Genomic DNA, 24,076 nt, shown 5'->3' on the forward strand with positions numbered 1-24,076 from the left:
AGCCTCCTTACTGCTTGTAAATGACTACCACACTGGTGCTCGGGCCGGAGGGGGCGGAGTCATGGCCGAAGCCGATGGTTTGCAGGCTGGCGGCTTCCACGCCGTTTTCAATCAGGTACTGCCGCACGGCCTGGGCACGTCTTTCGGAAAGGCTGCGTGCATAATCCCCAGGCAGTTCCGGCGGAGTATAACCAGCGATGAGATAACGTAGCTTCGTCTCCTTCCAGTCAGCGGCCAGGCCTTGCAGGGTTTTCTTCTGCCCGCCATTCAGGGCAAAGCTGGTGCCGGGGAATTCCAGGGCCGGACAGGCAGGCTTCAACGGGGCGGCCATTGGGCTGGTGAAGCCTTCTTTGGGCCCCAGGGCAAAAACGATGTCGGCCTCCTGCTCCTGAAGCAGGGCCGGAGGAGTGGTGCAACTGCACAGGCCGAGGGCGAACGCAGAGTATAAAAGAAAAAATCTCATCGCATCCAGCGGGGTTCGGAAATGGTGCCGTATTGGGTGAGTACAGCCCGGCGCTGGGATGTGCGCAGGTCATGCACATACAGGGTGCCATGCTGTGAGTAGCATAGATAGCGCCCGTTCGGGCTCCAGGAGGGATGCTGGGCGCCATCGGCCTGGATCACCTGCGCCGCGCCTTGCGGATAGTCGCGTATCACCACAGAAGTTTCTTTACCTGTCCGCGCGGTGAAGGCCACCTTGCGGCCATCGGGGGAGAATTCAGGGTCGGTGCAAAAGCTATAGCCGGACCGCCACAGGAAGAGCCGCGCCTCGGTTTTCTCTTTTTCAGGCACTTCGGCGACGTATAACCTCGGTCCCTTGCCGCGGTCATCGGCAAAGATGACCTGCTTGCCATCCGGATGCCAGGACGGACCGCTGGGTGCCCCCACCGTGTCGCTAATGCAGCCAGCCGTGTTCGTACTCAGGTCCGTCACAAAGATCTCCGGATTGCCCAGGAAACTCATCACCAGGGCTAGCTTTTGTCCATCAGGGGAAAAAGCCGCGCCAAAGCTGGTGCCTGGCGTATCCGTCACGGTGCGCTCCCAGCCGAGGCCCAGATCCAGGATCAGCACGATGGGAAAGCCGGCACGGTAGGTGGTATAGGCCACCGCCGCCCCGTCCGGCGAAAGCGTGGGCGAGACCGCCCCCAGAGGATGCCGGGTGATCTGCTGGATCTCCTTGCCGTTCACATCGCACATGTAGATCTGCCGCGTGCCAGAACGGTCGCTCACAAACACCAGCCGGCTGGCGGACAGGCCCGGCCGGCCCGTGGCAGCCAGGATGACATCGTCTGAAAAGACCTGCAGGTTTTCATCCAGGCCGGGGGCCGCATAAGTGCGCTCAAAAAGGACCTTGCCGTCCGCCCGCGTCAGCCTGCCCGTCACCCGGCCGCCAACGGAGCTGCCGGTAACAATGAAATCCGCCGCCTCATCCGTCAGCAAAAATTCACGTGAGGTGGTCAGTTCCTTCGCCAGCGCCAATTTGGCACTGCCACCCGTCCCACCTGTAAAGTCTCCCACGCGGAGCGTCCGGGAGGGCAGTTTAACAGGCTCCTGCTTCTTCACCCCTGGCCCTTTCAGCCAGGACGGCAGGGTGACGGCCTCCGCCACTGGCTGGAAAAGCAGTAACAGAGTGATAAGGAAGATGCGCTGGCCGGTCATTACTCGATGTGGAAGTTTACCTCCACAGTGTAGCGGTCTTTCGGAAAACTTGAAGGGAGAGACTGCGAAATCTTTTTCAGCGATGCTCCCGCCTGGGTGACCGTCTCATCCAGGACCGCAGATCCGGAGGTTTTGACCATCTTCGTTTCGGCAATTCCTCCATCGCGGCTGATGACGATCCTCAGCTTCGCGTCACGTTGCAGGACCGGTACATCGCTCAGAGACGGAGCATTCCACGTCTCCATCAGGGCCTCCTCCAGCGCCTTTAGCACGGGGTCCATGTCCGCACCTCCCGCCGCCTTTTTTTCCACCTCCTCCAGCTTCTCCTGCTTGAGCATGTCCATCATGGTCACGGGAGGCCGGGTGGATTTCACCAGGGGCACTTCTTTGCCTTCCACATCCAGCACCGGGGAAAGTGTGATGATCTTGCTGGTGGGGCGCACCACCGCAGACTGCGGGGCCGGGGCGGGCTGCACGGGATTATCGGCCAACGTGCCCGGAGACTTCTTTGCCTCGCCCACAACCTTTGGCTTTGCTTCTGGCGGTGGCTTTGAGACATCAGCCGTGTTAGCCGCATCGACAGGTGCATTTTCGGGCAGAGCGGGCGCAACCACACCTTCGCGTTTGTAATCTGCCGGGGCAAACCAATAGCGGCCTTCCATGTCGTCCGTATCGCCCTTCTGGCCGGGAAGCGCAGGCTTCCACAGCGGCAGCAGGCCCCAGATCACACCGCCTGCCAGGAAATGGAGCAATGCCACCCCGATAAAGGCGGCCGCCATCGGCTCCAGTGGGGTTTTAGGGGAGGCGGATCGCATGTGAGGAGTCAAGGCTTGGAACTTTCCACCACCTCGACAGCCGTGTGCCGGACTCCCGCGCGGTTCATCTCTTCCATCAATCTGGCCAACGAACCGGCGGCAAAGTTGGACGGCATTTTTACCAGCACGCCGCTGTCCGGCCGGGTAGCGAGCTGCTTCTTGATCTCCGGCATCAGTTGCTCCCCCGTCACCGTTTTCCCTTCTAGTACGATCTTTTGATCCCGCTGGATCACCAGGAGGATGCGTTCCTTCGGTACTGAATCCCTTTTCGGCAGTTCCTCAGGCAGGACCAGCGGCACGGTCTCCACCACCTTCTCCCGGCGCAGGAAAGGAACCGCGACAATGAAAACCAGCAGCAACACCAGCACCAGGTCCAGCAGGGCTGTGATGTTCACCTGGTTCACATAAACCGGCAGATGACGCTGGGAAGCACGCTTCATGCGGTGGTCAGTTTGCTTCCGGGTGCCAGGGACTGGGTGGGCGGGTTGCTGAAGCCGGGCATCGTCGGAGCACCCATCTCGCCCAGGCTCGGCAGGCTTTCATCCGGGCTGCGATGATCCACAAACTGTCGGTCCAGGACGCCGCTCAGTTCATTGGCAAAATTGTCCAGCCGCACAATCAGCCCCCGGATTTTGGACACCAGGTAGTTGTAGGCGATCAGGCTGGGCAGCGTCACAAACAGCGCCAGCAGAGTCGTCAGCAGGGCCGAGCAGACGCCCGGGGCCAGGGCCGCCATACCAGCCTCCCCTTCCGTCTGCGCCAGGAGGGCAAAGACGTCCAGCATCCCCCACACAGTGCCTAGCAGTCCCAGGAAAGGCGCCGCCGCCAGTATTGTGGCCAGGATGCCCAGCTTCCCCTCCGCCTTTGTCGCCGCCGTCACCACCGCCCGCTCCATGGCATTCTGGACCGCGCCCATCTGGGAGGACGTGATGCGCCCCGCCCCCTGCAGCCGGCTGTTAAAGCTGCGCCCAGGCTCTTCCTCCCCCACCAGGTAAAAGGCCAGCTCCCGGCACGCCTCATGATACACATGATACATGGGCGACACCGCCTCCCGCTCCCGGGTCAGGTAAAGGGCCAGCGGATGCGCGCTCTCGCGGAACTTGCCCATGAAGACATTGTTCGCCGCCCGCGCCCGCCCGAGCAGGTGCCACTTCACCATCAGGACCGTCCAGCTGATGATGGACAGGCCCGCCAGCAGTCCCGCAATGACGAGGCTGGGCAGAGAGAGATTTTCCAGCCCGAACTGAAGGCCGGACACCGCAGCGAGTGGAGTCAAATGCATCGGAAACAAAGTTGCATAGTTAAACGATCTTGAATGTCTGCCGTCAACACAAGATTCAACCCTCGTTCCGCGTGCCGGGCGGCTGCCAGTGAATGATAAGGTGAAGGAATCTTCCACCACTTGCACTCCCCTGCCCTTCACGGCATAGCTCACTTGTGCGCCTGGACGTCATCACTCTGTTTCCTGAACTCATCACTGTTCCGATGGGCACAAGCATCATGGGTCGGGCCCAGGAGAAGGGGGCGGTGGAGGTACATGTGCATGATCTGCGGGAGCATGGGCTGGGCCGGCACAAACAGGTGGATGATACGCCGTATGGCGGGGGGCAAGGGATGCTGCTGAGGCCGGAGCCGCTGTTCGCGGCGCTGGAGAAGGTGCATACGGAGAAGGCGCGGGTGATTTTGATGTCGCCTGCGGGGAGGCGTTTTGACCAGGCGGCGGCGCAGCGGCTGGCTGGGGAGGAGCATCTGATTTTCCTGTCCGGACACTATGAGGGCATGGACCAGCGGGTGGTGGACCACTGGGTGGATGAGGAGCTGAGCCTGGGTGACTATGTGCTGACGAACGGGGCCATCGCGGCGGTGGTGGTGATGGACGCGATTGTGCGGCTGCTGCCGGGGGTGCTGGGGGATGACCTGAGCGCGGTGGAGGAGTCCTTTGGCGCAAGCGGGCTGCTGGAAGCACCGCACTACACGAAGCCGGCGGAGTTTGAGGGACTGCGGGTGCCGGATATTTTACTCAGCGGGAACCATGGGAGGATCGCGGAGTGGCGGCGAGAGCAGGCGCTGGAGAGGACGCGGAGGATGCGGCCGGATTTGTTGGGGGAGGCGGGGGAAGGAGGGTAAAAAGATTATTTTTGGTGAGCGAGGACCGGAGACGGGTGTACTGGAGCGCGGGCGTCCCGCCTGCTGTTTTCTGCGTCTCGCGGAAAACCGTGATTGGAGTGGCGAGGAGGCGATGGATGAGCGCAGGAGGAAGGATGCCTGGGGGCGGACGCAAGGAGTGAGGGCATCCTGCCCTCAATATGAGGCCAGGATGGCCTCACTCCTTGGCCGGGCGTCACAGGACGAGGGGAATCGCTTAGCTTGTCGGGGATCTAGGGACGGTCTTCTGCGGGACGCAGAAGACGGCAGGCGGGACGCCCGCGCTCCATGTTACAGGGTGGCTTTTTTGACTTTGTTGAAGGTGCTGCCGAGGAAGCGTTTGGCGAGAGCTTCGGCCTGCTCGGCGAGGTCGGTGAGGTAGATGTCGAGAGTGGGTTTTTCGCCGGGGAGGCGGAGGAGGTTTTGTGCCTCAAGCAGGGTTTTCACGTGGGCGGCGCAGGTGCTGGCGCTGTCCACGAGGCGCAGTTGGTCGCCGAGCATTTTTTTCAACAGGGGGACGAGGAGAGGATAGTGGGTGCAGCCGAGGACGAGGGTGTCCACGCCTTTGTCCAGGAGGGGAGTCAAATACTCGTGGAGGACGGACTCAAGGGCGGGATGGTCAGTCCAGCCTTCTTCGACGAAGGGGACGAGGAGGGGGGTTGGGATGGCGTGGATCTGAAGGCCGGGCTTGCGCATGGCGAGTGCGTACTGATACGCACTGCTGCGGATGGTGCCGGCGGTGCCGATGATGCCGACGCGCTCGCAGTTTGGATCTGACAGGGTGGCCTCGACGCCGGGCTCCAAGACGCCGATGACAGGAACGCGGAAGGTGGACTGCAGGAGCGGCAGGGCGTGGGCGGTGGCGGTGTTGCAGGCGACGATGACGGCCTTGACCCCATGGCCGACGAGGAACTGGGTGTCCTCCACAGAAAAGCGGCGGATGGTGTCGGGGGATTTGGAGCCATAAGGCACACGGGCGGTATCGCCGAGGTAGATGATGGACTCATCCGGCAGGAGCTCCCGCAGGGCGCGGACGACGGTGAGGCCACCGACGCCGGAATCAAAGACACCGAGGGGGGCGGAGGAATCAGGAGCGGTCATGGAGGTGGGCAGGCACGATGAGATAGTACAGATTCACACGATTTGGCGCATGAACAGGATTGATTTCGGATTAGCATGGCCTCTGGTCAAACGCCTTTAAGAAGCTGCCCCCATGCTTACCCCCCTCGATCTCAAGCTGCTGCGCGATGTGAATCGCATGAAAGGGCAGATTGTGGCGGTGTCCCTGGTGATGGCCTGCGGGCTGGCGATGATGATCATGACGCGGAGCCTGATCCTGACGCTGGAGAGCACGCGGGATGCGTATTACCAGAGCTACCGGATGTCCGATGTTTTTGGGTCGCTAAAACGGGCGCCGATGTCCATGAAGGACCGGCTGGCGGAGATCCCGGGGGTGACGGCGATCGAGGCACGGGTGGTGTTGGATGCGGTGCTGGATCTTCCGGGGGTGCTGGAGCCCTGCACCGCACACATTGTGTCCCTGCCTGAGGACCGGGATCCGCTTTTGAACCAGATCTTTCTGCGCAAGGGCCGCTTCCCCCGGCAGGATGCGCGTGGGGAGGCGGTGGTGAGCGAGGCGTTTGCGCTGGCGAACAAGCTGAGCCTGGGGGACAGCGTTTATGCAATCATCAACGGCCGGCGGGACCGGATTACAGTGACGGGGATCGGGCTGTCGCCAGAATTTGTGTTTGAGGCGCGGGCCGGTGAGACGCTGCCGGATAACAAAAGGTTTGGCGTGTTTTGGATGAACTACCGGTCCATCGCGGTGGCGTACAACATGGACGGGGCGTTTAATGACTTTGTCATTGATCTAGCCCCAGGAGTTGAGGCGGGGACAGTGATCGCGGATGCGGACCGGCTGCTGATGAGCTATGGGGCGGTGGGGGCCTATACACGGCGGGACCACGGCAGCGCGGCGCGGCTGGAGGATGAGCTGCGGGTGCTAAATGCGCTGTCTTACGCGTATCCGGTGGTGTTTCTGAGTGTGGCGGCCTTCATGGTGAATGCGGTGCTGGCGCGGCTGGTGCGGCTGCAGCGGGAGCAGATCGCGCAGCTGAAGGCCCTGGGGTATTCGTCCTGGCAGGTGGGACGGCATTACCTGGGATTTGCCATGGTGATCGTGGTCATCGGGTCCATCCTGGGAGGAATAGCAGGACGGTATATGGGCAGTGGGCTGCTGGGAATGTACGAGATGTTTTTCCGCTTCCCGGAGCTGCGTTTTAAAATGGATTACAGTGCGCTTGGCGTCGCCCTGGCAGTGAGTGCGGGTGCCTCCTTCCTGGGGGTGCTCAGCGTGGTGTGGATGGCGGTGAAGCTGCCGCCTGCTGAGGCGATGCGGCCGGAGCCGCCGGCGGATTTTAAACCGAGTGTCATGGAACGGATCGGCCTAACCAAAGGTACGGGACCGGCCTTTCGCATGGCGCTGCGAAACATCGAGCGGCGGCCGTGGCAGTCGGCTTTTACTGTGCTGGGGCTGTCTTTGGCCACAGGGCTGATGGTTTTGCCGGGGAGCATGGAGGACAGCATTGATTACATGCTGACCTACCAATGGAACGATGTGCAGCGGCAGGACGTCATCAGCTTTCTCATCGAGCCGGGCAGCGCGCGAGCCCTGCATGATCTGGAGCATCTGCCGGGCGTCATCCGGGCGGAGCCGCTGCGGGTGGTGCAGGCGCGGCTGCGCTACGGCCACCACTCGCGCAAGCTGTCCATCACGGGGCTGCCGAAGGGATCCGATTTGAACCGGCTGCTGGATGCTGAAGGGCATGTGCTGGAACTGCCGGATGAGGGCATCGTGATGTCGGCGAAGCTGGCGGAAATTCTCGGGGCTAAAGTGGGCGATGAGATCGAGGTGGTGGTGCTGGAGGGCCGACGCCCGATTCTCCGAGTGCCGATCAGCGGCCTGAGGGAAGACTTTGCGGGGGTGGCTGCCTATATGGACAAGCAGGCGCTGCACCGTCTGATGCAAGAGGGGGATTCCATCAGCGGAGCGTATATGACCGTGGACCAGACGCGCTGGACGGAATTCATGACTCAGGTCAAAGAGACACCGTTTATCGCCGCCACGCTGGTGAAAAAAGAGCAGCTCGCTGCCTTCCGCAGCACCACGGGGGAGAGCATTGGCATCCTGCGCAAGTTATACCTCACGCTCGCCGTCATTGTGGCGTTTGGGGTGGTGTATAATAGTGCTCGCATTGCCCTGTCAGAGCGCGGGCGTGACCTGGCGACCCTCCGCGTGGTCGGTTTTACGCAGCGAGAAGTGGGCAGCGTGCTCCTGGGGGAACTGACAATCCTGGTGCTGACTGCACTGCCCATCGGGCTGCTCTTCGGCCGAGGCCTGGCCACATTCATCATTGCGGCGGTCAGTACGGAGACGATCCGCATGCCGCTGCTCATCAGCTACAAGACGTACAGCATCGCCCTGCTTGTCGTCCTCTTTGCCGCGGGGTCATGCTTCTGGGTGGTGGGCCGCATGGTGACGAAGCTGGACATGGTGGGGGTGCTGAAGGCACGTGAGTGATTGGGTAAAAGGATTTTGGTAGAAAGAGTTATTTTTTGGGTTCTGAAAATCTTTTACCCGCCATTTTTTACCTTTGTCTCAGACTCCGCTTTGAGGGCCGGAGCCGGGGCCTTGACGGTGTCCGGCTTTGACCACAGCGGCGATGAGGACCCCCACCCCGAGGATCATCATTCCAATGCCCACTGGAGCCAGCACCAGGGTCACGAAGAGCACCGCGCCGATCAATAAAAGTAATATGCCGGCCACCATCCATGACCAGTTAAGGGTGCCTGAGGTCGAATTTTCAGAAGGAAGTTTCATAGCGATCAATAGGTTTATAAAGACTTCGTTTCCATCCTTCGATGTGGATGGATTGAACGCACTTCGGGTCCCGGCCTCGTGATGTGGAACATGCTTTGCCTCCACCCGCCAAGCTCACCAAAGCCACTTTGACCCTCCAGACTCATCATAAATAAAGCTGGTTACATCCCCTTGCCTACTGCTTAAACTTTGCCTGAACTGGTGACTCATGCCTGCCATGAACCGCCGACGTTTGTTGATGAATGCCCTCTCGTGGTCACCTGCGTTGTTAGCGGGATGTGCCCTGCCGAGGCTGAGTGAGGTGAACCGGACGGGGCTCGTGTTTGCGCCAGCGGGAGGCGGAACGCCACTGTTATCGGGCGGGGCTAGGAAGACGCTGGCGATGCGGGAGTATCAGCAGACGTTTTTGGTATCCGGGGCGTCTTTTCGCTGTGCGCCGAAACCGGCGTTTGGGCTGGTCTGGACGGAGCGGCATGAGCGTGTGTATGCCAGCAACAAGAAGGATCCACGCATTGGCTATGCGGTGAAGAATCTGGCCACCGGCAGCTATCTGGCGGAGCACCAGGCGGACATCATCATGAACGGCTGCTCCATGCCGAAACCTGCACTTTCCGCCGTATTGCTGGAGGCCCGTGGAGGACGTCTGACGCGGGAGGAATTTCAGCATATTGTCAATGTTTGCGACTTGAGCATCAATGCTTCCTGGTTTGCCATCCTGGCGCGGCTTTCGGATGCGAATGAGCAGGCTTTTGAGGCCAAATACAATCTGCCGGATGTGCCCCTGCGGGCCAACGGGCAGTCGCCGCGCTACTATGCGGAGTTTTTTGAGCGCTGTGTGAACTACCGGCTGGACCACGGCTGCGAGCTGCTGCTGGAGGCCATGCGGCGCAACCAGTACGGGATCGGCCACAAGCACCTGCCGGCGGAGATCACGTATCTGGGCGGCAAGACGGGCAACTATGGCGACTACCAGCATGAGGGGCTGTTTTTTTACTACCGCAACACGCCCTATGCCATCGTTCTCTATACCGGCGGCCGTTTCGCCCTGGATGGTCATTACGGGCGCATTGGGGCAATGTTTGGCGGTCTGTTCCGGGAGCATATTGCGTAGATCCCCACCGCAGCATCCTTCTTCCGGCCTCATTTCCTGCTTCCCTCGGTGTCGCTCTTATGATTGCCTGGGGCATGTTTCGCCTAATGGCCCTGCTGGCTTTCCTTTCTCCCTGCATCGCGCAAGCTGAAGACCTGCTTGGACAAGCCCCGCATCAGTATCGGGTGGTGCCTGGCTGGGCGGCGAAAGCGCTAATTGCCGCCCCCATCAAAAATGGGCACGGACTGGCCCTGGATGCTCAAGGACGCCTGTTTGTGCTGACGGACAATCCGCAGAACAACATCCTCATTTTAGATCCCGAAACGGGTGCCCTTATTAACCAATGGACGGCCCGGATGCCGGGTGCGCATGGCCTGGCCCTCGTCAAGGAGGGCGATGCGGAGGTCCTTTTCATCACGGATACTGTCCTGCACGAGGTGCGCAAACTCAGCCTGGATGGCAAGGAACTGGCTCGTTTTCCTTGGCCTGAAAAGAGCGGCCTTTATGCCAAGGAAAGCGAATACCGCCCCTCCAAAACGCTGCATCATCCCAACGGCGACTTCTGGGTGCTGGACGGCTACGGCAAGGACTATGTACATCATTACGACCAGGAAGGCAGCCTGCTGAAATCCTGGGGCGGAAACCTGGGCGAGGGGGAGAACCAACTTCTGCATTGGGGTCCCCATGGCGGCACACTGGACTTGCGGGACGCGGCCCAGCCGCTCTTCCTCATTGCGATGAGCGACCGGCTGGAGATTAAACGTTTCACCCTGAATGGCCAGTTTGTGGACAAGATCCCCTTCCCTGGCGGCAATCCCCGCGATGTGGTCCTGTGGGGTGATCTGGCGCTTATCCCGCATCTGGGCGACCAGTGGCCGCAGGACAAGGACTCCCCTGGATTCATCAGCATCGTGGACCGCCAGTTTCGTGTCCTTTCCAACATCGGCGCTCCGCCCGCCCTTTACGAACAGGGCGTTCTCCAGCCGATGAAGAGTGATGGCCGCACCTTCATCCATCCCCATGCCGTAGCCGTGGATGCGGTGGGAAATGTCTTCGTCGCCCAGTTCGCGTCCAAGGCCGCTCCGCTGGTGAAACTCGAACCTGTCACGCGATGACGGCCCAAACTTGGCCCCAGTCTTGCTAATTCCTCTTTTCAGCCAACCAAACCAGGCCCCAACCCTCATGCTTTTCGACAACTACCAGCCGGAGAACTTCTTCGATGAGATGTTCACTGCCGACGGCACCATCCGTCCGCATTATCGCAGCGTCGCCGCCGCTTTTAACGATGTGGACGCCAACGAGTTCCGTAACAAACAGACCGCCGTGGAGGCGTCCTTCATGCGAGGCGGTGTGACGTTCACCGTTTATAGCGATTCCCAGGGCACCGAGCGCATCTTCCCCTTTGACTGCGTGCCCCGTGTCATCTCGGCGGAGGAATGGGAGATCGTCGAAAAAGGCCTCATCCAGCGCCTCACCGCGCTGAATCTCTTCCTGCATGACATCTACCATGATCAAAAAATCATCAAGGACCGCGTCATCCCACCCCAGTATGTCCTGAGCGCCAAGCACTTCCGCCGCGAGTTCATGCACTTCGAGGTGCCGAAGGACATCTACGTCCACATCTGCGGCAGTGACCTCATCCGCGACCGTAACGGCCAGTATATGGTCCTTGAGGATAACCTCCGCTGCCCTTCCGGCGCCAGTTACATGCTGGAAAATCGCGCCGCCCTTAAGCGTACCTTCCCGGAGCTCTTCAAGGCCAGCGGAGTCCACTCCGTCTCCAATTATCCAGCGGAACTGCTAAAGGTGATGCAATACTGCGCCCCGGCCAATTTCAGGGCCAATGACGCGCCAAACTGCGTACTCCTCACCCCTGGTGTTTTTAACAGCGCCTACTTTGAGCACGCCTTCCTGGCCCGCCAGATGGGCATCCCCATTGTCGAAGGCCGCGACCTCGTGGTCCGTGATTTCAAAGTGTACATGCGCACCACCGCTGGTCTTGTGAAGGTGGATGTCATCTACCGCCGCATTGACGATGACTTCCTGGACCCCTCCGTTTTCCGGGCAGACTCTTTGTTAGGCGTACCTGGCCTGGTCAATGCCTACCGCGCTGGCAATGTCAGCCTGGCCAACAGCATCGGCACCGGCGTGGCGGATGACAAGGTGGTTTATTACTTTGTCCCGCACATGATCAAATACTACCTCGGTGAGGACCCCATCCTGCCGAACGTGGACACCTTCCTGGCCTCGGAACCTGCCGACTGCTCACACATCCTGGCCAACCTGGACAAACTCGTCGTCAAATCTGCAAACGAGGCCGGCGGTTACGGCATGCTCATGGGTCCCTGGGCCTCCAAGGCTGAGATCGAGGAATTCCGCAAATTGATCGAGGACAATCCGCGCAACTTCATCGCCCAGGACCCCATCTCCCTCAGCCGCCACCCCACCTGGACAGAGGAGTATGGTTTTGAAGGCCGCCACATTGATCTTCGTCCCTACATCCTCTACGGCGAAAAAATCGTTGTTACCCCCGGTGGCCTCACCCGTGTGGCCCTCAAGAAAGGCTCCCTTGTCGTCAACAGCTCCCAGGGCGGCGGCTCCAAGGACACCTGGGTACTGCGCGATTCCGTCCCGGAATGAGTTTGAAGAAATCCGCCTACAGTATCCCCCTGATTTAAATTTCCCCATCTCGCCCCCGGCCAACCAACCACCCAGGCCCAACCATTTTCCTTCGCATGTCCAAGTCTCCCCCGACCCAAGAAGAAGTCGCCCGGCACAAGCAGACCAACGTCATGCTGTCCCGCGTTGCCGGCAGCCTTTATTGGATGAGCCGCTACCTTGAGCGCGCCGAAAACCTCGCCCGTCTCATGGACGTCAACCTGCAGATCCTGCTGGATTTCGGCCAGGTCTCCGAAGACATCCTCAAGGAGCACTGGCTGCCCATCCTCCGCTCCACCGGGGATGAAGACCTGTTTTTTGAACTCTATGAAGTCGCCGACAGCGAGAGCGTGATGGAGTTCCTGACGTTCCGGCTGGAGAATCCGAATTCCCTGCTCTCCTGCATTTCCAACGCCCGTGAAAACGGCCGCCAGGTGCGCGACCAGATCTCCAGTGAGATGTGGGAGGTCCTCAACGACGCCTATCATTATCTCAAGGCCACGGACAAAGAAAACCTCTGGGACGGTGGGGCCAGCGCCTTCTTTGACCAGATCAAATGCTACTCCCATTTGTTCCAGGGCATCACGGTTTCCACCTTTTCCCGCAATGAGGGTTTTGAGTTCATCCAGTTCGGCAAATACCTGGAGCGTGCTGACAAGATGACGCGCCTGCTGGACATGAAGTACCACATCCTGCTGCCCAAAGTCACAGATGTGGGCGGTGCTGTGGATGCCGCCCAGTGGCAGGCCGTTCTCCGCTCCGCCAGTGCGGTGGAGCCCTACCGCCGCTTTTACGTCGCGGACATCCTCTTCGCCAAAGTCATCGAGTTCCTCATCTTCGAGGACACCTTCCCACGCTCCCTAATGTTCTGCCTGGAGCAGATGGATGACTTCGCCCACCTCATCGCGGACACCCCGGCGGGTGAATACCGCAGCGATGGCGAACGCCGTTTCGGCAAGTTCCTCAACAACCTCCACTTCACCACCGCCAAGGACATCATCAATCGCGGCCTCCACGAATTCCTCACCGAGGTCCAGATCGAGATCAGTGCCTTTGGCGGTCACCTCTATGACACCTTCATGTACCACCCGCCGGTGGACATGCAGGCGGAGATCCGCTTCCACCAGCAGCAGGAGCAGCAGCAGCAGCACCGCCGGTAAAAAAACGGCACCTCCTCACCAGGGCTTACGTCCGGGATTGCATACGCTTCCTTGACGCAAGCCCCTCTTTGCTTACCGAAACACCCTTCCCGTCACTCACTTTCCCTGCCAGCCCCCGCCCATCCACCTCCCTGCGCCCCGCCAGCTCCTGCTCCGCCCCACCGCCTGATGGATTTCCCCCCTCCACAAATCTCCTCCTCCACCGGCATGCGCCTCCGCGTACGCCACCTCACGCGTTTCCATTACGATGGTCCCGTGCTGGACAGCTTCAATGACGCCCGCCTCTGCCCCGTTTCAGATCCCCTTCAGCGCTGTGCCGCCTTTGACCTCCGGCTGAATCCTGACGTCCCTGTCCACACCCACCACGACTTTTACCTGAACCGTGTGGACCACTTCGAGCTCCATCAGCCTCACGAGACCCTGGAGGTCGAGTCCACCTCCGTCGTCGAGACCCGCCTCGATGCGCGCGGCCTCCCACCCACCGGACTCACCCTGGATTCCCTCCACGCCCCCGGCGTCAACGAGAACTACTTCGACTTCGTCGCCGAATCCAAATTCATCTCCCAAAACGTCACCATCTGGCGCGAGGCCGTGGACGTCATCGGCCAGAACGTCAGCGACCTCTGGGCAGATTCCCTCCGCCTCGGCCAGCATGTCCACTCCATGTTCGCCTATGATCCGGACTGGACCCACGTCCACACCAACGCGGCAGAGGCCATTAAAGACCGTCGAGGAGTCTGCCAGGACTATGCCCATGTCATGATTGCCCTCTGCCGCAGTCAGGGCATCCCCGCCCGCTACGTCAGCGGCTATTTTTTCAATGGCAAGACCGGCACCGAAAACGAAGCCTCCCACGCCTGGATGGAAGTCTTTCTCCCCGGTTACGGCTGGAAAGCCTGGGACCCCACCCACGGCCGGGAAGCCGATACCCGCTACATCAAGCTGGCCATCGGCCGCGATTACGACGACGCCAAACCCGTCTCCGGCCGCTTCCGCGGCAAAGGCCGCCAGCACATGGAAGTGCATGTGCAGATCCGGCAGACGGAGTGACCTGGAGCGCAATGACCCGGCGGTGTGTGGTCTCCCCCATTCGCCATTCATCATTTTCCCATTCTCCATTACCTCCCGTCCATTCCCTTCCCCCCGACCGAATCCAGGTAACCCTTTACCCGTTACCCCCATGGATTCCATCAACGCCAACCAGCCCGAAGACAACCACCAGGACCTCACCGCCACCGACGCGGTCGAAAAAATCAAATCGCTCGTCAAAAAGGCCAGCACCTGCTTCTTCTGCACCCTTGTCTCCTCCAGCAGCCCCATCCACGCCCGGCCCATGGCCGTCCAGCAGGTGGACGACGCCGGCAACCTCTGGTTCCTCAGCGCCGACGACAGCCACAAAAACCAGGAGCTCGCCACCGATCATTCCGTCGCCCTCTTCTTCCAGGGTTCCGCCCATTCCGATTTCCTCCAGCTCAATGGCACCGCCAGTATCTCCAGAGATCGCGCCAAAATTGAGGAACTCTGGGAGCCCATCATCAAAACCTGGTTCACCGGCGGCATTGACGATCCCCGCATCACCGTCATCAAAGTCACCCCCAACGACGGTTACTATTGGGACACCAAACATGGCAACGCCGTCGCCGGCATCAAAATGGCCATCGGTGCCATGCTCGGCAAAACCATGGACGACTCCATTGAAGGGCGGTTGAAAGTTTAATTAGGATGTCCTCTATCCGGACTGTTTTGCCTGCAAGAGTATTCGTTGCCGCATGCAGGCTCATTCCACATTCCAAATCCAAAGAGCGGCCAAACACTCCAGCGCCACCGGGATCCTCTTCTTCGCCACCGCCATCGTCGGGACGGTGGCATTGAGGGCAAAGGGGAAATTCCGTCCGTCTTTTTCCACCCAGCCCACCCACCAGCCGACTTGCTGGCCTGTGCTCCCGGACCAGCCCGTCTTGGCATAGATCGTTGCCCCTCCTTGGCTTTCATAGAGGGTAATCTCCTTCACGGACTCCAGTGTCCTTTTCTTGAGCGGGATCTCTCCGCCCGTCAGACGGCGCAGGAAATCCACCTGTTGCAACGCTGAAATCGCCATCGGTCCCTCCAGCCAGTATCGCCTGCCCACATCATCGCCCGTCTGCTGGTTTCCATAGTCAAACAGGCGCAGACACTCCTGCATCCGGTCCATGCCCACGCGCCGGGCCACCTGATGAAAAATGGCGACATTGGACAGCTTCATGGCCTCTTTCAGGTTCATGTCGCGCTCCCAGTCCTTCAGCCATTCCTTCGTCCCCCCATACGGGATGACCTCGTCCACATCCTTCACCGTTCCCGTATCCAGCCCCATCAGCGCCATGGGGATCTTGAAGGTGGAAGCTGGCAGGAATCCCCTTGCCGCGCGGGCCGGGTTATAGACATGAAGAATGCTGGTGACCGGATTCAAAACCACAAAACACCCCTCCAGACCATGTTTTTCAAAGACTGCTCCCAGCTCTTTTTCCTCTGTCTGCTTCTGAGCTACCACCTGCCCCGCAAGAAAGAGAAGGCTAAACACATGAAAAAGGAAATGGCTCATCCAATCAGCTTATCCCATGTCCATGCCCAGGCAAAGCCGCACCTTTCTTCGTTAGGCGGAAATTAGGGCGCGCAAATCTCCAAGGGGGATTTTCAGATCATAAAAATCCTCCATTGGAATACAATCCAGGTACGTGTCTCGTATCCTTACCATGCCCCAACCTGTCTTGCGTTTTCTCCTGAGCTTCTTTTTGATCGCCACCGTCGCGGCACCGCTGCGGGTCGAGGCCCAGTTTGATCTGACCCCGAACTCAGCGGAGGCCCCTGCCGCCATAGTGACCGCCACCCTGGTGCCTGAAGTCCTCAGCGCAGCACCGGGCGAGTCCTTCCGCATCGCGGTGAAGCTGGTTCATGCGGAGGAATGGCATACTTATGGCAAGGTGCTCCCCGCAGATGTCATCGGCAAACCGACCTCACTGAACTGGACGCTACCGGAGGGCTGGACCCTTGAGGAACTGCCCTGGCCGGAAACGCATGAAGTACCCTCCACCGATGGCAAGACGAGCCAGGGATACGACGGCACCGTTTATCTGCCCGCCCGTGTGACGCCTAACGGCAAGGTGGGCGACAGTGTGCAGATCTCCGTCAAGGTGGATGCCCTGGCCTGCGACCCGAAGAACTGCATGCCCGTCAAACCGGAGGCCAGCCTGACTTTCAGCCTGACGGAAAAAACAGTGCCGGATCCGGCCATGCTGGTGGTCTTTGGTGAGCGTGAAGGTGAGGCCAGCAGCGCTGACTCCGCCAGCAACACCGCCAATCCGGATCAAAAAAGCTTCGGCGGATTCCTTCTCTTTGCCTTCATCGGCGGGCTCATCCTCAACATCATGCCCTGCGTCTTTCCGGTGCTGGGCATCAAAATCATGAGCGTGGTGCAGCAGTCAGGAAAAGACAAACGCATGGTCCTGCTCCACGGTCTGGCCTATACCCTGGGTGTGCTCATTTGCTTTTGGGCGCTGGGGGCGCTGGTCATTTCGTTGGGAAAGGCCTGGGGCTTCCAGTTGCAATCCCCCGGCTTTGTTTATGGGCTGTGTGCCTTCTTCCTCATCTTTGGGCTCAACATGGCGGGGGTGTTTGAGATCGGCGCATCGGCGGTCGGGGTGGGCGCCAATTTGCAGTCGAAGCATGGCCTTAGCGGTTCCTTTTTCTCCGGCCTGCTGGCGACCATCGTTGCCACGCCCTGTTCGGCTCCGTTTCTTGGTAGCGCCCTCGGTTATACCGTCACCCTGCCTGCCTTCCAGGCCATGCTGATGTTCAGCATGATCGGCCTGGGTCTGGCCAGCCCGTTCCTGGTGCTGTCCATGATGCCAAAGCTGGTCTCAGCCCTGCCGCGTCCAGGCGCGTGGATGGAAAGTTTTAAACAAGGCATGTCCTTCCTGCTCTTCGGCACCGTCGCCTTCCTGGCCTGGGTGCTCACGGGCATGGTGCAGGGCCAGCCGATGCTCTTCACACTGTTCGGCCTGGTCATCATCGCCCTTGGTTGCTGGATTTACGGCCGCTGGTCCCTGCCCCATAAGCCGGCGCGAACCCGCGCTGTTGCAGTGATCCTCACACTTCTGTCCATTGGCGGAGGACTGGCTTTTGGCTGGCCGCAGATCGAGAAAAAATGGGAGACCTGGTCTCCTGAACTGGTGGCGGAACTGCGTGCGGAAGGCAAGCCTGTGTATATTGATTACACCGCCCAGTGGTGCTTCACCTGCCAGGTGAACAAGCGTGTCTATCAGGATGAAGGTCTCATGAAGCTCATCGCGGACAAGAAGGTGGTGCTGCTGAAAGCTGACTGGACCAATGAAGATCCGCGTATCACCAAAGCCCTTTCCGCATTGGGCAAGGCCGCCGTGCCAGTGAATGTCCTCTATGCCCCCGGCAAAGATGAACCCGTCATCCTGCCGGAACTGCTGACGGTGGACAATGTCTCCGCAGCCATCAAAGACCTTTAAAGACCAGGGCAACTGTGGCAAAGGACTCCATGAATGACGGAGATGAAATCGTGAAGGAAACAGGATTGACCAGTTTCCATCTTGACCAACACGGTTTATCTCCTGCATTCTCCGTTACCTTCTGTCACTCCGCTCTGGAATGAACCTGCGCGAACAACTTCGAAACATCCTCCCGGACATCCTGCCAGATGATCCGGAAGAGGCCATTAAAGGCACTGAGCTTATCCGCCTGGTGCGCTTGCGGTTAGGCGATGACTACAGCGATGCCACACTGCGGTATCACTTTTCCATCCTCAGCTATGACTCCACCTCCCCCATCGCCAAGGTGGACCAGGGCCAGGGCTATTATCAGCGCCTGAGCAAACCGGCCTACTCCAACGGCACGGGCCGCTTTCTCTTTGGCGGAGAGGCTGAGGGAGATGCCATGCAGTCCCGCTTCCTGCGGCTGCTGACCATTTATGAGCGCCTGTGCCTGCTGCGCTCCCATTACCCCTTCCGCCTCAATGGCCGTACGGTTGCGCCTTTGGATGAACGCGGATTGTGGGACATCCCGGACCTCATCACCGCTGAGTGGGACCTGGAAACCGGGGCGGATGAAATCACCCGCTTTGATTCCAGCATGCTGGACCTGCGCCGCCATCTGGGCGGGCCGGAGGTCGGCCTGACCGGCGTGCAGCTCAAAACCGGGCTGACGCTGGACAATTACACGGGCGAGTTTTTCCAGGCCCTCAGCGCCACCCGCTGGGCCTTGCAGAGCGAGCTGGTCATTGCCGAGCCTCTGAATGATGAAGCCCTGGTGGATGCCCTTCGCAGTCTGGGCAACCAGTTTGGCGTGGGTATTAGCAGTCTGGGCATCAGTACCGCCCAGCTTGATGACCTGCCCAGCGCCACCGACCTGCGGAGCATGAGCGCAGCGGAGTTTGAAGTGGTTCAGGGAAAGCTGCGCATCCAGAAGATCACCGTACCGGCTCCGCGCCAGCGCATTGACTGGACGGCCCTGTCCGCCCTGCGCAAGAAACATGAGTCCGTCTCTGAACTGGTGCGATGGCTGAGCGAGTGCTTGGTCAACCGGCAGCCGGAGTGGAAATGATGGGTGAGAAAGTGGCCCGCTCAGTCCCTTGAGCGGAAAGCCGCATCGAAGCCCCGACACCGGCCAAACATCCCAGCAGCCAGCAAAGCACTTTGAGTTATTCCGCCCCGGAGACCCAGCGTTCCCGCACTGAAGACAGTGCAGACCACTTTATTCCAGACCCTGGGTATCGTTAAGCTTGGCTCCTGTCAGGATGATGCGGGTTTGCAGGGAATTGGTCAGGTCGGCGGCGATGAGGTCGGCATCGGTGAAATCCGCGTGGCTGAGATTGCAGCCGACCATTCGGGCTCCTGAGAGGTCCGCGCCGGTGAGATTGGCACCGGAAAGGTTGGCTCCGCTGAGTGTGACGCCGCCGAGATCGGCACCGCGCAGATCGGCCCCGGAAAGGTCCGCGCCTTCAAAGGTGGCTCCGCTGAAGTCTGCACCGGAGAAGTCGGTGCCGACCAGATCCGCGCCATCAAAAACAGTGCCGACGAACTGTCCGCGCGAAAGGTTCAGACCTGCCAGATCGGCGCCACTGAGATCCAGTCCGGTCTCATCCACCTGGCTGCCTTCGGTGCCGCCGGACTGGAGCCAGAGTTGATGGGCTTCGACTTCTTGAGGTGTGATGGAGGCCATGATCAGATTGGGAGCGGGAATGAAGGACGAATGCAACCGACATTTATGCCAGGATGCTTTTCACAATGTCGCCATGAACATCCGTGAGCCGGAAGTCACGGCCCTGATAACGGAAGGTCAGGCGCTCGTGATCCAGGCCGAGCAGATGCAGGAGAGTGGCATTCAAATCATGAATGTGGACGCCATTTTCGATGACGTTGAAACCCATCTCATCCGTGCGGCCATGGGTGACGCCGCCTTTGACACCACCGCCGGCCATCCACATGGTGTAGGCGTCCTTGTGGTGGTCGCGCCCGCCGCTGATGGCCTGGCCGTTGCCATTGGTACCCTGGCGCAGAGGGGTGCGGCCGAACTCGCCGCCCCAGACAACCAGCGTTTCATCCAGCAGGCCGCGCTGCTTGAGGTCGCGCACGAGGGCGGCCATGCCCTGGTCCACATCCTTGGTCTTGGCGCGCAGGCGTTTGTCCAGACCGCCATGATGGTCCCAGTCGGAATCGTAAAGCTGCACCATGCGCACGCCGCGCTCAACAAGGCGGCGGGCTAACAAACAGTTGTTGGCAAAGGAGGCCTTGCCGGGCTGCGCGCCATACATGTCCAGAGTGGCCTGGGATTCCTGAGAAATGTCCATGAGCTCCGGCACGCTGGCCTGCATGCGGTAGGCCATTTCATACTGGCTGATGCGGGTGGAGATCTCCGGATCCCCGACGATGCCGAGCTGGTGCTCATTCAGCGCACGCACCGCATCCAGCACCTGGCGGCGGTCCTTGCGGTCATGGCCTTCGGGATTGTTCAGGAACAGCACAGGCTCCCCGGTGCCACGGAACTGTACGCCCTGATAGACACTGGGCAGGAAGCCGGTGCTCCACAATGTGGTGCCTGCGCCGCCGGGAGGGCCGGACAGCAGGACGACGTAAGAGGGCATGTCACGGTTGTCGCTGCCCAGACCATACGTCACCCAGGCCCCCATGCTGGGACGGCCGCCCTGGCCGAATCCGGTGTGCAGAAACATCTGCGCCGGGGCGTGGTTGATCTCATTGGTATGCATGCCTTTGAGAAGGCAGATTTCATCCGCCACCGTGGCGAGATGCGGAAGCAACTCGGACAGTTCCTGACCGCTCTGGCCATGTTTGTTAAACTTATAGGGACTGCCTGCCAGGGTCATCTCTCCACCGATGAAGGCGAAACGTTTTCCCTTCAGCAGCTCCTCCGGGCACTTCTGGCCATCATGCTTCTGCAGCACAGGTTTGTAGTCAAAGAGGTCCAGTTGTGAAGGTGCGCCGATCATGTGCAGGTAAATGACCTGCTTGGCCTTGGGGGCAAAGTGGGGACCCGGCTGGTGGCCTATGAGGCTGGCCTGCCCGGCCGCAGGCAAATCCCGCGCCAGGAGGGAGCCCAATGCCGCAGAGCCAAGGGCCATGCCTGACTGGTTGAAGAACTGGCGGCGGGAGACGTTGAGAAAGTCTGGCGTCATGATGCCCTTATAACGCCGACACCGGCACTGGCTTGCAGTGGAAAACAGCCAGGGCCATGTCAGATCCTGCGGTCACTTTTTCACCGGGCGCGCGATGGCGATGCCAAGCGCGACGGTGGGTTCACGGTCATCAGCCATGGGCCAATCCGAAATCTCCCCCCCTTCACCAATCAGATTGGTGCCAACGGAATAAAGCAGTCCTCTCGCAGGGTCGTATTGCAGTTGCTCGCCGGAAAACGGATCCTGGGGGATGGAACTTAGATATTTTGGGCTCAGGTCGTTAAGCCGTGCGGGCAGAGTCCGTCGATCCGCCACATATCTACGGATGGCAAAAAGACACCGGACCAGTCCATGCCGGGCCTGCGCCAGACTGTGATCTTGAGGAAGGTTAAGATGAGGTTCAATGCGGTCGCGGAAGTATTCCTCCCCGTTGGAGTTGGGGTGGTAGAAACGTGAGGAGGCGAAACGTGCCCGTGTGGCGGGCGCGGGAGTGACCGAAAGCCGCGTATAAGGAGGGCGGGTGATCTCATCCCGCAGATCACGGAAAGCGGAGGCGAAGAGGCTGAGGGTCTCGTTGGTCTTGAAAAAGAGGCGGGCTGGGCGCTGGTGCAGGCGGCCACCCGGCATGGTATCCAGAAGCTCGCCGCTGGCGGAGCCGAGCAGACGCTTTTTTTCGTTCAGGTAATAAGCGGCACAAGCCTGGCGCATGAGGTTATCATCAGGCCTGCATTGGATAAATTCCTGCTGAAAACGGCCCAGGGTGATGCTGTCGAGACGGGTGGATTTAAGCAGTTCCGCCAGGATCTGAACGGAGGCGGTCTGGAGCTCCAATGCCCGCTGCAGGTAGCCTCGCCAGGCCCAGATTTCCTGAAGCCGACGGCTCATTTCAGCCAGGTCAATGGCTGCTACAAAGGCAGGTTCTTCATCCCCCCGGCGTGCCAGATAGGCCGCCTGGGCCTGCAAAAGGGTGGTCGCGTGCCCCCATGAGGGGTGGGTACTGGCATCCGTCAGATACCAGCTGGAGTGATGCGGATGCCAGTCGTAATCCTCAAGCAGATCGCGCAAGTTATCCAAAGCGGTACCATTGAGACGGATGAATGCGGCAAGCGAAGGCGTATCCCAGGTCCAGGCAGGCTGACTGCTCAGAGCTGTATTTTCCACCGGAATGATGGAATCCAGGAAAGTGCGCAGCTTGACCGGAGCCTGGGTGGTGGGTGTCTGGTCCACCGCAGCCACAGGGCGAAGATCTTCATCTGATTCCCGCTGTGTATCGTGCAGATAAATCCATGCCAGCAGGGTGAACCCCAACGTCCCCAGGCTGAGAGAAACGAGGCTGCCCCAGGAAATATGGTTGGAGCGACGGGGAATTCTCGGCAGCGGACGCGGAGACTTGGTTTCTGAGGCAGGTTGGGTGACGGATGCTTTTTTGGACGGAGAGGGTGGTGGTTCCGGACGCTCAGCGATAAGTGGTTTTTCAGGAACAGGCGGGGTGCTGGCCGGATGGACGATGGCCGAAGGACGCAGATTTACCGCCTCCTTGGCCGCTAAAGAAGACGGGACAGGAGCAGCGGCAGCGGGAGCCACCGGAGTGGTTTTGATTTCCGCTTCATCCTGCTCAAAATGCAGGAGCACACCGTGGGGGGTGACTTCAGGAATGAAACTTGACGGGGCTGGAGCAGCAGGCTCTTCGGGAGGCGTTTTGCCAGCAAGCTCTGTTTTACCGGCTGAAACTGCAGCAGGCGGGGTCCATTCATTTTCAAAACTCCAGGGTGAGTTCCAATCATCGTCAGGAATATGCCAGGACATGGCCCCCAGAACAGCGCGGGCGTTGGAATGTCGGCGTTCCGTTTTCATGCGGCGGCGGTTAATTTCAACTTTCAGGCGGACTCAGTTCCAGGCCAAAGAAATCCCAAAAGACCTGTCGGTAAACGGTGCGTTTAAACTTGGGCACCCAGTTCATCTGAAACTCCTGCGGCCTGATCCAGCGCCAATGGCTGAATTCCTGATGGGTGGCGGCCAGGTTCACATCACGGTCCTCTCCAAGAAAACGGCAGCGAAAGTAGCTCTGCTCCTGGCCCCCGTAGATGCCGTATTTGAGCCGCCCTTTCGCAAAGGCATAGCGGTATCCGTCACGTCGCTCCAGCAACTGGACTTTGTCGCGTGTCACTCCGATCTCTTCCGCCATCTCCCGGTACATGGCGGTTTCCGCATCTTCACCATCGTCTATGCCGCCCTGGGGAAACTGCCACGCGCCAGGAATGTTGATGCGCTCAGCCACGAAAATCTCATCCTTCGCATTGGTGAGGATGATGCCGACGTTTGGACGGTACAGAATGGGGATGGTGATGGGCAAGGCGGAGCTTTCGGACATGCGATATGGATTGAAGGTTACGCCACCATCATGCGGCTGTCACCTGCGGGATGGTCCGGTCTGAGCATCCAGCCGATGACGCCAGGCACCCGCCGGACGGACACTGGATGGATCATCAGCCAGCGTCGTCAAAACCTGGGCGATGCTTGCCACAAAACCAGGCAGATGCAATCCAGGCCGGATCTCCGCAAGCGGCTGCAATACAAACCGGCGAAGGTGCAGGCGGGGGTGCGGCACGGTGAGGACAGGATCCGCACTCTGATAATCGCCTGCATAAAGAAGGTCCAGATCCAGTGTCCGGGGAGCATTGCGCTCCCGCTCCTGCGGTCGCCCGGCCAAAAATTCCACAGCCACAAGATGATCATGCATTTCCTGAGGCGTCAGGGCGGCCTCAAGCTCGATAACCGTGTTCAAAAATGCCTGGCTGCCCGGAGCACAGTCCACAGGCTCCGTCTCATACAGAGAAGCTGCGGCAGCCAGCCGCGCCGCCGGAATGCGCATAAGCAGGGCATCCACGGCGTTTTCCAGATGCACCCGGCGGTCGCCCAGGTTGGACCCAAGAGCGATGCCAAAAGCAAGGGGGGCAGGCATCTGAGGGAGGAGTC

Annotated in this window: 23 protein-coding genes; 10 read left to right on the forward strand and 13 right to left on the reverse strand. The window is 59.9% G+C overall.

The window, feature by feature from the left end; all coding sequences use genetic code 11:
• Positions 1–7: 7 nt before the first annotated feature.
• From WJU23_RS08385 to WJU23_RS08405, 5 genes are read right to left on the reverse strand one after another with little or no spacing between them, the layout of a single operon-like run.
• Positions 8–463 carry an OmpA family protein gene (locus tag WJU23_RS08385; protein ID WP_346332102.1) on the reverse strand — a complete coding sequence of 152 codons (456 nt, stop codon included), beginning with the start codon at positions 461–463 and terminating at the stop codon, positions 8–10.
• Positions 460–1,659 carry a hypothetical protein gene (locus WJU23_RS08390; RefSeq protein ID WP_346332103.1) on the reverse strand — a complete coding sequence of 400 codons (1,200 nt, stop codon included), beginning with the start codon at positions 1,657–1,659 and terminating at the stop codon, positions 460–462. Before WJU23_RS08390 ends, WJU23_RS08385 begins: the two co-directional genes overlap by 4 nt.
• Positions 1,659–2,474, reverse strand: coding sequence for a TonB C-terminal domain-containing protein (locus tag WJU23_RS08395; protein ID WP_346332104.1), 816 nt, complete (start codon positions 2,472–2,474; stop codon positions 1,659–1,661). Before WJU23_RS08395 ends, WJU23_RS08390 begins: the two co-directional genes overlap by 1 nt.
• A gap of 8 nt (positions 2,475–2,482) precedes the next feature.
• Positions 2,483–2,914 carry a biopolymer transporter ExbD gene (locus WJU23_RS08400; protein WP_346332105.1) on the reverse strand — a complete coding sequence of 144 codons (432 nt, stop codon included), beginning with the start codon at positions 2,912–2,914 and terminating at the stop codon, positions 2,483–2,485.
• Positions 2,911–3,756: a MotA/TolQ/ExbB proton channel family protein gene (locus WJU23_RS08405; protein WP_346332106.1), complete on the reverse strand. Its 846-nt coding sequence runs from the start codon at positions 3,754–3,756 to the stop codon at positions 2,911–2,913. The genes WJU23_RS08400 and WJU23_RS08405 overlap by 4 nt, the downstream gene beginning before the upstream one ends.
• A 155-nt stretch (positions 3,757–3,911) precedes the next feature.
• Between WJU23_RS08405 and trmD the strand changes: the two genes are divergently transcribed.
• Complete coding sequence (trmD, locus tag WJU23_RS08410) at positions 3,912–4,601, forward strand: tRNA (guanosine(37)-N1)-methyltransferase TrmD (protein ID WP_346332107.1); 690 nt, start codon at positions 3,912–3,914, stop codon at positions 4,599–4,601.
• A gap of 309 nt (positions 4,602–4,910) precedes the next feature.
• Here the strand turns inward: trmD and murI are convergent, their stop codons facing one another.
• Positions 4,911–5,720, reverse strand: coding sequence for a glutamate racemase (murI, locus tag WJU23_RS08415; protein ID WP_346332108.1), 810 nt, complete (start codon positions 5,718–5,720; stop codon positions 4,911–4,913).
• A gap of 112 nt (positions 5,721–5,832) precedes the next feature.
• On the opposite strand from murI, the gene WJU23_RS08420 reads away from it, so the two are divergent.
• Entirely contained in the window at positions 5,833–8,199 is a 2,367-nt protein-coding gene (locus tag WJU23_RS08420) for an FtsX-like permease family protein (protein WP_346332109.1), read from the forward strand.
• Between the two features lie 78 nt (positions 8,200–8,277).
• On the opposite strand, the gene WJU23_RS08425 is transcribed toward WJU23_RS08420, so the two are convergent.
• On the reverse strand, positions 8,278–8,499 hold the full coding sequence (locus tag WJU23_RS08425; protein WP_346332110.1) for a hypothetical protein: 222 nt from the start codon (positions 8,497–8,499) through the stop codon (positions 8,278–8,280).
• A gap of 217 nt (positions 8,500–8,716) precedes the next feature.
• Between WJU23_RS08425 and WJU23_RS08430 the strand changes: the two genes are divergently transcribed.
• The 6 genes from WJU23_RS08430 to WJU23_RS08455 all read left to right on the forward strand — a co-directional run bounded on the left by WJU23_RS08430 (position 8,717) and on the right by WJU23_RS08455 (position 15,124).
• A complete protein-coding gene (locus WJU23_RS08430; protein ID WP_346332111.1) occupies positions 8,717–9,610 on the forward strand; it encodes a hypothetical protein in 894 nt (297 codons plus the stop codon).
• A gap of 74 nt (positions 9,611–9,684) precedes the next feature.
• Complete coding sequence (locus WJU23_RS08435; protein WP_346332112.1) at positions 9,685–10,704, forward strand: hypothetical protein; 1,020 nt, start codon at positions 9,685–9,687, stop codon at positions 10,702–10,704.
• Between the two features lie 67 nt (positions 10,705–10,771).
• On the forward strand, positions 10,772–12,229 hold the full coding sequence (locus WJU23_RS08440; protein ID WP_346332113.1) for a circularly permuted type 2 ATP-grasp protein: 1,458 nt from the start codon (positions 10,772–10,774) through the stop codon (positions 12,227–12,229).
• Between the two features lie 95 nt (positions 12,230–12,324).
• Entirely contained in the window at positions 12,325–13,407 is a 1,083-nt protein-coding gene (locus WJU23_RS08445) for an alpha-E domain-containing protein (RefSeq protein WP_346332114.1), read from the forward strand.
• Positions 13,408–13,575: 168 nt separating this feature from the next.
• Positions 13,576–14,457, forward strand: a complete 882-nt coding sequence (locus WJU23_RS08450) for a transglutaminase family protein (RefSeq protein ID WP_346332115.1) — start codon at positions 13,576–13,578, stop codon at positions 14,455–14,457.
• Between the two features lie 130 nt (positions 14,458–14,587).
• Entirely contained in the window at positions 14,588–15,124 is a 537-nt protein-coding gene (locus tag WJU23_RS08455; RefSeq protein ID WP_346332116.1) for a pyridoxamine 5'-phosphate oxidase family protein, read from the forward strand.
• A gap of 60 nt (positions 15,125–15,184) precedes the next feature.
• Here WJU23_RS08455 and WJU23_RS08460 read toward each other — a convergent pair whose 3' ends face one another.
• Positions 15,185–15,985, reverse strand: coding sequence for a penicillin-binding transpeptidase domain-containing protein (locus WJU23_RS08460; RefSeq protein WP_346332117.1), 801 nt, complete (start codon positions 15,983–15,985; stop codon positions 15,185–15,187).
• Positions 15,986–16,136: 151 nt separating this feature from the next.
• Between WJU23_RS08460 and WJU23_RS08465 the strand changes: the two genes are divergently transcribed.
• Both WJU23_RS08465 and WJU23_RS08470 read left to right on the forward strand, forming a co-directional pair.
• Entirely contained in the window at positions 16,137–17,921 is a 1,785-nt protein-coding gene (locus WJU23_RS08465) for a thioredoxin family protein (RefSeq protein ID WP_346332118.1), read from the forward strand.
• A 139-nt stretch (positions 17,922–18,060) separates the two neighbouring features.
• A complete protein-coding gene (locus tag WJU23_RS08470) occupies positions 18,061–19,011 on the forward strand; it encodes a hypothetical protein (RefSeq protein WP_346332119.1) in 951 nt (316 codons plus the stop codon).
• A 150-nt stretch (positions 19,012–19,161) separates the two neighbouring features.
• On the opposite strand, the gene WJU23_RS08475 is transcribed toward WJU23_RS08470, so the two are convergent.
• From WJU23_RS08475 to folK, 5 genes are all read right to left on the reverse strand, one after another.
• Positions 19,162–19,629, reverse strand: a complete 468-nt coding sequence (locus WJU23_RS08475) for a pentapeptide repeat-containing protein (RefSeq protein ID WP_346332120.1) — start codon at positions 19,627–19,629, stop codon at positions 19,162–19,164.
• A 43-nt stretch (positions 19,630–19,672) separates the two neighbouring features.
• Positions 19,673–21,100, reverse strand: a complete 1,428-nt coding sequence (locus WJU23_RS08480; RefSeq protein ID WP_346332121.1) for a DUF1501 domain-containing protein — start codon at positions 21,098–21,100, stop codon at positions 19,673–19,675.
• A gap of 72 nt (positions 21,101–21,172) precedes the next feature.
• Complete coding sequence (locus WJU23_RS08485) at positions 21,173–22,954, reverse strand: hypothetical protein (RefSeq protein WP_346332122.1); 1,782 nt, start codon at positions 22,952–22,954, stop codon at positions 21,173–21,175.
• A 16-nt stretch (positions 22,955–22,970) separates the two neighbouring features.
• Positions 22,971–23,471 carry an RNA pyrophosphohydrolase gene (locus WJU23_RS08490; protein WP_346332123.1) on the reverse strand — a complete coding sequence of 167 codons (501 nt, stop codon included), beginning with the start codon at positions 23,469–23,471 and terminating at the stop codon, positions 22,971–22,973.
• Positions 23,472–23,510: 39 nt separating this feature from the next.
• The gene (gene folK, locus WJU23_RS08495; RefSeq protein WP_346332124.1) at positions 23,511–24,062 is read right to left on the reverse strand and encodes a 2-amino-4-hydroxy-6-hydroxymethyldihydropteridine diphosphokinase; all 552 of its coding nucleotides are present in this window, start codon (positions 24,060–24,062) and stop codon (positions 23,511–23,513) included.
• Positions 24,063–24,076 lie beyond the last annotated feature (14 nt).

The organism is Prosthecobacter sp. SYSU 5D2 (assembly GCF_039655865.1).
GTDB lineage: Bacteria > Verrucomicrobiota > Verrucomicrobiia > Verrucomicrobiales > Verrucomicrobiaceae > Prosthecobacter.